Consider the following 11,978-nt stretch of genomic DNA (forward strand, 5'->3'; position numbering starts at 1 on the left):
AAGTACCTATTGTACTTTTAGCGAAATTGATCATTGACTAGTATTAAAATGAGCTGACTACACTGACAATAAAAATTGAAAAGGAAGATAGTATGACAATTTTAAGTCCAAAAGACGTGGTTATCGTAGATGGCGTACGCTCAGCGATGGGTAAAACTAAAAACGGTATGTTCCGCCACGTTCGCGCTGATAGCTTATCAGCTGAGCTAGTACGTGCCTTGGTTGAGCGTAACGACTTTGACCCACGTGATGTAGAAGACATCATCTGGGGCTGTGTGAACCAGACACTAGAGCAAGGTATGAACATTGGTCGCAACATTGGTCTGCTGGCTGGTATTCCAAAGACTGCGGGTGGTCAAACCGTGAACCGTCTATGTGGTTCATCTATGCAGGCGCTACACACTGCCGCTGCCCAAATCATGACCAATCAAGGTGAGGTTTTCATCATCGGTGGTGTCGAGCACATGGGCCACGTCGGCATGATGCATGGCATTGATCTCAATCCTGAAGCATCAAAGCACTATGCAAAAGCTTCAAACATGATGGGCTTGACCGCTGAAATGCTGGGTCGTATGAATAACATCACGCGCGAAGAGCAAGACGCTTTTGGTCTTGAATCACATCGCCGTGCATGGGCTGCGACCACTGAAGGTCGTTTTGACAATGAAATCATCGGTATCGAAGGTCATGATGCCGCTGGTCGCTTACAACTATGTACCGTTGATGAAGTGATTCGTCCAGATGCGACCATGGAGCAAATGCAAAAGCTACGTCCAGCCTTTGATCCAAAAGGCGGTACGGTCACTGCTGCAACGTCATCTGCACTGTCTGACGGTGCGGCAGCAATGCTAATCATGAGCGCACAAAAAGCCAAAGAGTTAGGCCTTAAACCTCGCGCTCGCATTCGTAGCATGGCCATTGCTGGTTGTGATGCGGCTATCATGGGTTACGGTCCTGTACCAGCTACCAACAAAGCCCTTAAGCGTGCTGGCATGAGCATCGATGACATGCAAACCATCGAGCTAAACGAAGCGTTTGCAGCACAAGGTTTGTCGGTACTAAAAGCACTGAACTTAACCGATAAGCAAGACATCGTCAATATCAACGGTGGCGCGATTGCTTTAGGTCATCCACTAGGATGTTCTGGCGCTCGTATTACGGTGACATTGCTAAATGCGATGGAGCAGATGGATACTGAAATCGGTCTAGCTACTATGTGTATCGGTCTTGGTCAAGGTATCGCGACCATTATTGAGCGTGTTTAATCGAATTAAGTAAACTTTTTTCTGAATATCTTGTAAACCGAATGCCTCTAGCGTAATGTTAGAGGCATTTTTTATGGTTACAGGTGGGGAGCGACTTCATGGGATTCCTTATATTATTTCTTTTCATATTTATAGTATGGTTATTTACTTCAGCCTCAAAAACTGAAGATGTAAGAAGATTAATTAAGGGAAGGAAGGTTCTCCAAATAAAGATGTCTAAACTTTCAAAGCAATTTGAGGAAGTTGTAGACCAAACAATAAAAAATGCTGAAGAAGAAAAGATTAGGGAAGCTAATAAACTTGATGAGGATATAGAGGAGCTTCTTAAAGGAATAAGTTATCAACAGATAGTACAAAGACCAATTGAACTTAAGTCTAAGAATCATAACATTATAGATATTGATACCTTTTTAGAATTTGAAGTCATAGATGACAAACTAGCTAAAGTTTCCAATGATACAGTCAGTATTGAAGATGTTAATAAGTATGCAGGAGAGGTTGACAGCTACTTAGTTGATTTTTTAAAGATACGTTTCTACCTTGCAGGTAAAAGAGGTTATCCAGACTTACAATGTGTTGATCAATACTTTAATTTTAGATTCTCGAATCTTGACAAAATTTCTTATAGTTCTATATGGCAAAATATTGTTAGCGCGACTATCTTTGATAGTAGTAAGTGTAAGAATATTGATTCTATATATCATTTTACTCACAAGTCAAACCTATCATCTATATTAGAATATGGGATTTTAACAAGAACAAACCTTAATGATATGAATCTTAGATATGCGTTTAATGATCAGATGAGGCTGGATGGAGTTTTAGACTCTATTTCATTATCATTTAGCCATCCAAATTTTAAGATGTTCTATAAATATAGAAAACAAACTAGTGATGATGATTGGGTGGTGCTTAAAATTTCACCCTCGCTTATATACGGTAGAGAGCAATGCATATCAAATGGAATTAAAGATTTTAATTATCTTAATAAAGCAGTTTTTTGTCATACAAACGCAGCATCTAATAAGATGAGGAATCTGTCTATTGAAGAAAGGATGACATTTAATGCTTTTTTAGATATGTTTGAGTCACCAATAGGTAGGGCATTACCAACTTATACTTACGACAACCAAGCCGAAATATTATACCTAGGTAATATTCCAGTAGATTTCATTGAAGAGATATATACTAATCATCAAGATGAAAGTCTAAACTGGGTTAGAAAGCTTGGGTATAAAGTTACTGAGAATGATATCGTATTCGATCAAAGGAGATATAGAGATGGCTAATCGTCCAGTGTTTATGCCTGGTGATTCAAAAGACGAGCTAGTTATCATTGATAATTTAGATTTTGAATGGTTCCCTGGGTTTAGTGTGGCACAAAAGAAAAAGTCAGTTGAAGCTTTACATCAGGCGTTTATAGAAAAATATCCTAGCAAAAAGGTTTTAGAAATATCATCTAAATCTGAGTCTGAATTGGGTATTATGCTCAGTGCTTTTAACCTTCAAATTGAGCTTCTTAACGGCCATAAAGCTAGTGTTGAAAGTCTTTATCAGTCGTCAAAAGTGTTCGAGCAAGGTGGTCCTTATGATGATATAAGATATAAAAGTCCATTAGAAGCGAAAAGAGATGAAAGACTAAAGTTTTCAGGTGATGTTATTGCCTTTGAGCACAGAAATGATAGATGGGATATTGAGCCAAAAACCGCTTTCTATAACTGGCTATATTTGAATGTTTTGAACTTAAATGGTGATCTGAAAAATCGAATTTTAGAGTATGATGCTTTTACAGATATTGAATTCAACCCGAAAAAATCCTTCAGTTGTCAGGCAAATGCTATTGCCTTATACGTATCATTTAGAAGAAATAATATCCTAAAAGAGGAGGATAGTATTCCTAAAAGAGATAAGTTTCTAGAGCTAGTCAGTCGCGTGAAAAACAATAAAGGTGAGACACGAGATTTATTTGAGTAAGTTTGCTCAAAGTAATTGTTATTAAAAATTATCTCCATTGACGCACCCATTAAATTATGACTAAATAAGAGCCAGACGAACCATAATCGTATCAGTGATAAAATCAAAATTGCCTTTATTGATGAGGCCCGTCGTACAAGGAGTGTACTATGTCTACTATGATTACCGATCGCACCTATCGTATCGCTCGCGAAAATACGCAAGCAATGATTATCGACTTGCAAGAACGCTTAACGCCGCACATTTATGACCATGAAAATATCTTAAAAAAAACCGTCACGCTTATCAAAGGTTTGCAAGCGTTAAACATTCCCATTATGCTCAATGAGCAGTATAAGAAAGGGTTAGGCGATACGTTGCCTGAGATACGTGACATACTAGAAGGCGATAACGCAAAAGGCTTTGAAAAAGTGACTTTTAGCGCCTGTGATAATAATGAGGCATGGCATTATTTAGCGCAGCAAAATCGTAGCACTATCTTGTTATTCGGTGTTGAGGCGCACGTTTGCGTGCTACAAACCGCGCTTGATTTGCTGGATAATGGTATGCAACCAGTCATTATTGGCGATGCAGTCGGCTCGCGTTTTCCTTATGACAAAAAACAAGCCATTCGCCGTATACGCCGTGCAGGTGGGGTGATTACGACTGTCGAAACTATTTTGTTTGAGTTATGCCGAAGTAGCGAAGACCCTGCTTTTAAAACCATTAGTAATTTGATTAAGTAGCTAGGGCGTATCCTCAATCTGAACGAAAGCGACTAAATGGGCTAAAAATAGCTAAATCTTGCCAAACTATGTCAAATAGCTGGTCAATATCTCGATATTGTCTGCGCTATTTTCCTTGTTTGGCTGCCACTTATCTTATTTTTATCACCATTTTCAGATTGAAGACACGCCCTAATAACCATGAGTCAATTAGTTAATTAACACATCTACATACTGCTAAACGAACCATTTACTAACCATTCTAATAGAGATAGCGCTTGTGAATATAAGCGCTATTTTGCTTTTAAGTAGAGAGAAATATGTCCTCAATCAATTCTATGTCATTGACCAATCCAACGCTCGCTTCAACTGTCGATATCGATGACGTTACTCATTTTTTGTTAGAGTTGGACGCGCTTAAACGCGTCAATCGCCGCAGCTACGTGACGAATACCACACGGTTAGAAAACTCCGCCGAACATTCTTGGCATTTAGCGATGGCTTGTTGGTCAATTGCTGAATTATTTGCACTGGATGTCAATTATGAAAAATTGCTCAAATTGGCGTTGATACACGATTTGGGTGAGATTGATGCTGGCGATACGTTTTTATTTGCCAGTAGTCGTAGCAAGGCGCACATCGAAGAGCGCGCGGGCATTGCTCGATTACAAGCAGAGCGTGGTAATGGTATTACTAATCTAACTGAGATTTGGGAAGAGCAAGAAACGGGCAGCAGCAAAGAAACTGAGCTGCTAAAAGTGGTGGATCGTTTATTGCCGTTTTTACTCAATCTAAAAACTGAGGGAAAAACGTGGATTGATGGTGGGGTCACGCGCTCGCAAGTGGCAGGGGCACTGGCATTCATTAAAGACAGCTTTCCGACCATCCATGATTGGCAGACACAGCAAATTGATTTTGCGACCAAACAAGGGTGGCTGATTGATGCATGATTTGATACAAGCGTTGGTTAGTCGCGCCTTGTTACTGACTCGCAATGGTTAACGTTGTCTAAAACCTTTATATTACACAATGAGGTCAATAACAAAAGAGAGGCTACATGCGCTTATTTAGAAACCATAAAACATTGTGCAAATCGCTAGCCCTTGTCAGCATGCTAGGATTAGCACAAATGGCTCAAGCCGTAGCTCCTATTAGTGATGGCAGTAAATTGGCACACGATGCTAAAAAACAGATCGGTGTGACGGTCAGCTATGATCCTACTTATCGTAAATTAGAGTTTCCACGTGGCGACGTACCGATAGATACTGGTATCTGTACTGATGTCATTATTCGTGCTTATCGTTTGCAAAATGTGGATTTGCAGCAGTTGGTCAATCATGACATGAAAGAAAATTGGTCGGCCTATCCGAAGATTTGGGGACTCAAATCAACGGATAAAAATATCGACCATCGACGTGTGCCCAATCTAGAAACGTTTTTTTCGCGTCAAGGAACCACGTTATCTACGACTGACAAAGACAGCTTTCAAGCTGGTGATATTGTGACGTGGCGCTTGCCAGATGGCGATCTGCCACATATGGGTATTGTCTCAGATAACAATGCTGATGATGATACGCCGCTGATTATTCATAATATTGGACAGGGTACACAGGAAGAAAATATCCTTTATAGTTATCCCATACACATGCATTTTCGGTATTGATAACGCCTTTTAGACAAGGTCGCCCGCAGTCGTAAAACTAAGCAATCAGTCGTAAAAACAAGCAATACGAAATGAGAGCCACTAAAAAGCCCAGTTAAGCGTCAATGATGACGCTTAACTGGGCTTTTATGGTTATGAGTGTCTTAAAAATTAAGATTCTTGAGCATTCGCCTCACCCAATAACTGTCCCATTTTGACAATGCTATTGGCTTGCATGCTGTCTTGCCAATCTGCTTTGGCCGCTTTTGGTAACACGACAATCGCTGTTGAACCCAAATAAAAACGTCCAAGCTCGTCACCTTTTTCAAAGCTCATGTCGTGATCGGCTTCCTGAATATCGTCAGTGCGCATGATTTTTCCGGTAGCGACAGTTTCGATACCAGCGACAATCATCGCGCCAACCATCACCACAGCCGCTTTGCCATATTTGGTATCAAACATACAAACCAGTCGCTCATTACGCGCAAATAAGTCGGGTACATTAGCGGCCGTCGTGGTATTAACAGAAAACAGCGTACCGGGCACATAACGAGTCTTGGTCAATGTGCCCGCAAATGGCATATGGACACGATGATAATTGCTTGGTGCTAGATAAACGGTCGCAAAACTGCCATCGGCAAAATAACGACCATCTTCGCTATCAGCCAGTAGTTGCCCAACATCATAATAGCGACCTTTTGCTTGCAGCACTTTATGGTCGTCAATCTGTCCTAGTTGAGAGATAATGCCATCAGCAGGACTGACAATGCCGTCAGCCGTGGTATCGATAGGACGTGCATCGTGTTTTAGCTCACGCGTAAAAAAGTCATTGAAGCTCTCATAAGCGTTCAGGCTTTGGCGTTCATACTCATCCAGACTGACATTGTAGGCTTTGGCAAAGCTACGAATAAAAGTGCGTTTGACATAAGGGTGGCGGCTGGCGGCCAAACGCCCAGCGACTTTACTCAGCTGCTGCTGCGGGACAAGCTGTTGCAAGGTGGTAAATACATTCATAATAAGGCTACCAAAATAAAGTTCGATGTAATAATTAATAGGCAAGTGAGTAGCGGTATTTTATCATGGACAGCAGGGTGTTGTATGAGCATAATCTGTAAGCCATTTATAAATAAAGAAGGCCGTAAATGAAAGCAATTATACAACGAGTACGCTGTGCTAGTGTCACCGTCGATGAGCATTGTGTGGGTAATATTGAGAATGGCGTGTTGGCCTACATTGGCTTGGGGCACGATGATACTCTACAAACACCACAGCGTATGATTGATAAAATTCTGAATTATCGCATTTTTGAAAATACGGACGATCCTAATAAGCTTGGTAAACTGGATAAAAGTGTCCAGCAGGTTGGTGGCGGATTGTTATTGGTATCCCAATTTACCCTGATGGCAAAAACAGACAAAGGCCGTCGTCCTGACTTTGGTGGCGCGATGGCACCTGAGGCGGCGCAAGCACTGTTCGCACAATTGGTCGATTATGCAAAGACCCAACATCCCAACGTTGCTACTGGTCAATTTGGTGCAAATATGCAAGTTGAAAGCGTTAATGATGGACCGTTAAACTTTTTATTAGAAGTATAAAAGGGTCTGTCATTAAGCTGTCATAATTAATACGTCTAATAGGTAGAAACTGGCGAATATTACTGGCCCTGTACCTGCTAAACTTTGTACGCTAACATTGAGAATGCTATATGTATAATGAGCAAATTTTGATTGTTGAGGATGAACCTGCCATTCGTGAGATGGTGGTAATGACACTAGAGATGGCCGGGTTTGATAGCTTGCAGGCAGCTGACGTGTCAGAGGCGCATCAACAAGTAGTCGATCACAGGCCAGCACTGATTTTATTGGATTGGATGCTACCTGGAGAGAAAAGCGGCGTTGATTTTTGCCGTATGCTCAAAAACGACGATTTGCTTTCTGAGATACCAGTCATCATGCTGACGGCCAAAAGTGAAGAGGACAGTAAGGTTCATGGCCTTGATGCGGGTGCTGACGATTATATGACCAAGCCTTTTTCTACCCGTGAATTGATATCAAGAATCAAAGCGGTGCTGCGTCGTAGTAATGCGCTCAGTAGCGATAAACCGATTGAAGTAGGAAAGCTAAGCTTGGATCCAAAGAGTCAGCGCGTGACCGCAAATGGTAAAGTCATTGAGACGGGGCCCACTGAGTATCGTTTGTTGGCGTTTTTTATGAGTCATCCAGAGCGTGCTTATACTCGGACACAGCTGCTAGACCAAGTATGGGGCGGCAACGTTTATATTGAAGACAGAACTATTGACGTACATATTAAGCGTTTGCGTACATTATTACGCCCTTATGGCTGTGATACGTTGATACAAACCGTTCGAGGTACAGGCTATCGATTTTCTAGTCTTATTGAACCAACGTAATTAATTATAAGTAACTGATTATAAAAAATTATTTACAAGTAAGTTATTTTAAGTAAATCACTATAAGAAGTCTCATGATAGTCGCAACCTAACATAACACAGCGAATAGTGGTAAGGATGATGAATGAGCACAATAATGCCAATGGCAAATGATCTACAAGGTCAACAGAATCAATTAGAGCCAATCTCTCACCAGCATGCAACCGATCAATTGCAAAAAATCCGAAGCGCCTTACGAGCACTACGAGATGCCGTGATTTTGCTAAATGAAGAGGGTGATTTGGAGTGGTGGAATCAGGCCGCGCAAGACTTATTAATCTTACAGTCAGACGATAAAGGCAAGCATATTTTTGATTTCATTAGTGCCCCTGAGTTTCGTCAATACTATCAGGCAACCACGACATCTAACGATGGTGTGCATATAGAGTCATGGCAAGGTCCTAAGCGTTATCTGAGGTGTGAGATCACGCCTTTCGGTGACGAGAAGCTCTTAATTATTTATGATGTGACTCGCTTGCAGCAATTAGAAGAGATGCGTCGCGACTTTGTGGCCAATGTCTCGCACGAATTACGCACACCATTGACAGTGATGACAGGTTATCTGGAGAATTTCTCCGATCAGCCAGATATGCCGCCGCATTGGCGACGAGGGTTTGAGCTGATGACTCAGCAGACCGCTCGCATGAATAGAATCGTGAATGACTTATTGCTGCTGTCTAAGATCGAAATTGAAGAGTCACACGAGTTACATTATATTGATATGACCAAGTTGTTGACCAATATTTATGATGATGCGCAAGCCTATAATCATGAATACAAACATACCATTCACTTACAGATAGACACGTATGATGGGCTATATGGTTCAGAGATGTACCTAAATAGCGCGTTATCCAATTTGGTGATTAATGCCATTAAATACACACCAAAAGGCGGCAATATAGCCATTAGCTGGACCAGAACATCAGAAGGTTGCCGATTTGCTGTCGAAGACAATGGCATTGGCATTGCACCGCAGCATATTGCACGTTTGACTGAGCGTTTTTATCGCATTGATAAAGGGCGCAGTCGTGCCACAGGTGGTACAGGGTTGGGGCTAGCCATTGTGAAACATGTTTTGTATCAACATGAGGCCAACTTAAAAATCGATTCAGTAGAAGGCGTGGGATCGACATTTAGTATGGTGTTTCCAGCGGCTTATGTTCGATCTACATCGACGGATAAATGCTAAAAAATGCTTTCTTATTATAGTCAGTTCAAAATAAAAACGATACGTCAGTAGCCACGTGCTGCTGGGATAAATTTTTCTGGCGTGCTGTTCGCAAGCGCGACAGAGGCTGCAAAAGACATATCCCAGCAACACTGTATCGGATTTAAAGTGAATCGACTATATGATAAGTAAGTCGTTGCAAACGTTAGTTTTTTTGCAAAAGTGGGTACGGATTAACGGCGCTGCCATTGATATAGATGCCATAATGCACATGTGGCGGTGTGCCTTTGGCGTTGCCACTGTCACCCACATAACCGATGATATCGCCAGCGTTAACCCAGTCATTGGGTGAAATGTCGGCATAATCCTCTAAATGCGCATAGTAGTGTCCTGCGCCACCTGGTCCAACGACCACTACCACGCGACCACCCAAGTTATTCTCACCAACTTTTCTGACGATGCCTTGCGTCGTTGATTGTATAGGCGTGCCTCGCGGGGCAAAAATATCAATCCCTTCATGTGAGCGACCTTGACTACGTGCAGCGCCCCATGTATCAGTCAAACCTTGTTCTGGTAGCGGACTGGGCAAGCTGTTTTCTGTCGGTAACTCTTGTTGCAATAGGCTCATTTGTTGCCATTTTGCCATCACAAAAGACTGTGTTTGCTGGCTGATGCTTGGCAAGAGCTTATCGAATACGAATAAAAGTGCTATTAGCACCACTACCTTAATCAACACTTTTAGTATGCGACTTAAAAATGCTGGGTTCGGTGGCTGCTTATTTTCATTCGGTCGCATCAATGCCTCTTATTTATCTTTTATTGCTTTCATTAATATTGTACGGTTCTTATTGATTAACGTATGTATAGCATTGTTATATAAGCATTTTAACCCCATAAATATAATACTTCTTTTGAAATACAATTTTAAAATACGATGGCTGCTATTTATTATGGTTCATTCTTTATGACTGATGTTTTTAATAGTGCTGACACGGCGCTGGTTATCGATACCGAAACCGATCAAGGGCGCGATCCACGGCCTATCCAAGTTGCTACCATCAATGTGGCAACCGGATTTGAATGGATGAAGTATTTCAACAGTGGGCGCTCGATATCACCGATTGTTATCAGGGTGCATGGTATTACCGATGAGGATGTCGCGGGGCTTGAGCGTTTTGAATTAGAACAATTTGAATTACCAGAGTATTTGATTGGTCATAATGTACGCTTTGATTGGCGCGTGATTGGTAGTCCATCTGCGAAGCTAATTTGCACCGTGAGACTTGCGCGCGTCGCTTTTCCAGAATGGAGTGCGTATGGTCAGTCCAAATGTATCGAGCAATTATTGGGCACAGGCGAGGCGAGCAGGATGACGGTTGCCGCTCATGATGCGTTAGGCGATGCACGGATGTGTTATCTGCTTTATCAAGCCTGTTGTGAGCGTTTAGAGATTGCCCCGACCGATTTTGCGGCGGCGCATGCGGTCTCTAATACAGCGAATCCTGTGAGTAAGATGCCATTTGGCAAGCACAAAGGCACGCCAATCAAAGAAGTGCCCATCAGCTATGTTAAATGGATGATAGGCAATATTCATAACATGCAGCCGTCGCTCTATTCAGCATTGACGAAGCGTGTTAAGGCAGAAGAAGCAAAAGAATAACGAGGGCGTGTGCTCATTTTTAAAACGGCCATATCTAAATGATAATAAAAATGAAGACACGCTCTAGGCTCATTTGCGATTAAAGCAAAAATTAATCTATCCCTGCTTATGAAACCAGTCGACTGCCATCTGCCATAACTGTGGCGCTTTGACATTGGTCTTACTGCTAAAATAACGCATGTGGCCAATATGATTTAGTCCGAAATCTTCAGGATTCAAAAATCGCTTTTCGACTGGCATTTTCGTAAATACCCGTATCATGTCGTCCATGTTTTCGCTATTGGCGATATCATCATCGCTAAAGCCGAGCCACAATGCTTGCATGCTTAGCGCATCATAAAAATGCGTGTGTATGCTTTTGCCAAATGCCGTTTTGATATAGCCTGCGCCATTGCACCACTCACGCCATTGACGAGCAACACCGCGCGGCAGTGGCTCGCCCATGCCGATTTTATCGGAAGGCGTGTAGCCCAGCGTCAAGTTAGCGAGTGGGATAAACGCATCCATAAATCCCATTGCTTTGAGTTTATAAGGCATGCCCATATTTTTGATACGGCCTGAAGAGCACGCGACATTGAATACTGAAGTAATCGCCTGATAATTTGGCATCAAACCCATAAGCTGGCCACCTGCGCTATGGCCGACGAGATGATAAGACGCATCAGGAAACTCGTCCTGTAGAGCATCCAGTACGGCAGGCATGTCATGGCGACCCCAACTTATCAGAGAGGCATCGCATTTTGCCAGTTCAGTCGATAGCGACTCACCGATACCTTCGTTATCAAAGGTCAGCACACCAAAGCCACTCTCTGCCAAATACGTCGCAAAGTTATGGTAAAAATGGCGTTTAATCCCTGTAGCTGGTGCGATCATAATCGCTTTTTTTGTCTCATCTTTAGGGCGATAAACCGTCGCTGCCAATACCTGATTGCGATCGGTCATGATACTGATGGCATACTTATCGACAGTGTCATCGTTATCGAGAACACTATTATTAATCATAATGTTTGGCAGTTCTGTGGTAGCAGCAGTATGGTGAGTATTCATGGTTATATCTCAATGTTTTTTATTAGTAGATAATGATTATTGAACGGCGATGAGCCATAAATACGC

At 42.1% G+C, this 11,978-nt stretch carries 13 protein-coding genes; 10 read left to right on the forward strand and 3 right to left on the reverse strand.

Annotated features, from left to right (window positions below; translation table 11 throughout):
• Window positions 1–92: 92 nt before the first annotated feature.
• The 6 genes from fadA to JMX48_RS08865 all read left to right on the forward strand — a co-directional run bounded on the left by fadA (window position 93) and on the right by JMX48_RS08865 (window position 5,606).
• Complete coding sequence (gene fadA / locus JMX48_RS08840) at window positions 93–1,265, forward strand: acetyl-CoA C-acyltransferase FadA (RefSeq protein ID WP_201536799.1); 1,173 nt, start codon at window positions 93–95, stop codon at window positions 1,263–1,265.
• Between the two features lie 212 nt (window positions 1,266–1,477).
• Window positions 1,478–2,554: a DarT ssDNA thymidine ADP-ribosyltransferase family protein gene (locus JMX48_RS08845; RefSeq protein WP_201536801.1), complete on the forward strand. Its 1,077-nt coding sequence runs from the start codon at window positions 1,478–1,480 to the stop codon at window positions 2,552–2,554.
• Window positions 2,547–3,239 carry a DUF6977 family protein gene (locus JMX48_RS08850; RefSeq protein WP_201536804.1) on the forward strand — a complete coding sequence of 231 codons (693 nt, stop codon included), beginning with the start codon at window positions 2,547–2,549 and terminating at the stop codon, window positions 3,237–3,239. Before JMX48_RS08845 ends, JMX48_RS08850 begins: the two co-directional genes overlap by 8 nt.
• Window positions 3,240–3,388: 149 nt before the next feature.
• Window positions 3,389–3,964, forward strand: coding sequence for an isochorismatase family protein (locus tag JMX48_RS08855; RefSeq protein WP_201536807.1), 576 nt, complete (start codon window positions 3,389–3,391; stop codon window positions 3,962–3,964).
• Between the two features lie 299 nt (window positions 3,965–4,263).
• On the forward strand, window positions 4,264–4,893 hold the full coding sequence (locus JMX48_RS08860; protein WP_201536810.1) for an HD domain-containing protein: 630 nt from the start codon (window positions 4,264–4,266) through the stop codon (window positions 4,891–4,893).
• A 179-nt stretch (window positions 4,894–5,072) separates the two neighbouring features.
• Window positions 5,073–5,606: a DUF1287 domain-containing protein gene (locus tag JMX48_RS08865; protein ID WP_227687960.1), complete on the forward strand. Its 534-nt coding sequence runs from the start codon at window positions 5,073–5,075 to the stop codon at window positions 5,604–5,606.
• Between the two features lie 150 nt (window positions 5,607–5,756).
• On the opposite strand, the gene asd is transcribed toward JMX48_RS08865, so the two are convergent.
• Complete coding sequence (asd, locus tag JMX48_RS08870; protein WP_201536815.1) at window positions 5,757–6,599, reverse strand: archaetidylserine decarboxylase; 843 nt, start codon at window positions 6,597–6,599, stop codon at window positions 5,757–5,759.
• A gap of 128 nt (window positions 6,600–6,727) precedes the next feature.
• Here asd and dtd point away from each other — a divergent pair, with 128 nt between their 5' ends.
• From dtd to phoR, 3 genes are all read left to right on the forward strand, one after another.
• Window positions 6,728–7,180 (forward strand): D-aminoacyl-tRNA deacylase, encoded by a 453-nt coding sequence (gene dtd, locus JMX48_RS08875; protein WP_201536817.1) that lies wholly within the window; start codon window positions 6,728–6,730, stop codon window positions 7,178–7,180.
• Between the two features lie 110 nt (window positions 7,181–7,290).
• Complete coding sequence (gene phoB / locus JMX48_RS08880) at window positions 7,291–7,995, forward strand: phosphate regulon transcriptional regulator PhoB (protein WP_201536819.1); 705 nt, start codon at window positions 7,291–7,293, stop codon at window positions 7,993–7,995.
• A gap of 124 nt (window positions 7,996–8,119) precedes the next feature.
• Window positions 8,120–9,226 carry a phosphate regulon sensor histidine kinase PhoR gene (phoR, locus tag JMX48_RS08885; RefSeq protein ID WP_227687961.1) on the forward strand — a complete coding sequence of 369 codons (1,107 nt, stop codon included), beginning with the start codon at window positions 8,120–8,122 and terminating at the stop codon, window positions 9,224–9,226.
• Between the two features lie 184 nt (window positions 9,227–9,410).
• Here phoR and JMX48_RS08890 read toward each other — a convergent pair whose 3' ends face one another.
• Window positions 9,411–10,001: a M23 family metallopeptidase gene (locus JMX48_RS08890; RefSeq protein WP_201536821.1), complete on the reverse strand. Its 591-nt coding sequence runs from the start codon at window positions 9,999–10,001 to the stop codon at window positions 9,411–9,413.
• Between the two features lie 168 nt (window positions 10,002–10,169).
• On the opposite strand from JMX48_RS08890, the gene JMX48_RS08895 reads away from it, so the two are divergent.
• A complete protein-coding gene (locus tag JMX48_RS08895; protein WP_201536823.1) occupies window positions 10,170–10,865 on the forward strand; it encodes a putative quorum-sensing-regulated virulence factor in 696 nt (231 codons plus the stop codon).
• A gap of 96 nt (window positions 10,866–10,961) precedes the next feature.
• Here the strand turns inward: JMX48_RS08895 and JMX48_RS08900 are convergent, their stop codons facing one another.
• On the reverse strand, window positions 10,962–11,912 hold the full coding sequence (locus JMX48_RS08900) for an alpha/beta fold hydrolase (RefSeq protein WP_265088777.1): 951 nt from the start codon (window positions 11,910–11,912) through the stop codon (window positions 10,962–10,964).
• Window positions 11,913–11,978: the final 66 nt, after the last annotated feature.

The organism is Psychrobacter immobilis (assembly GCF_904846225.1).
Taxonomy (GTDB): Bacteria; Pseudomonadota; Gammaproteobacteria; order Pseudomonadales; family Moraxellaceae; genus Psychrobacter; species Psychrobacter immobilis_F.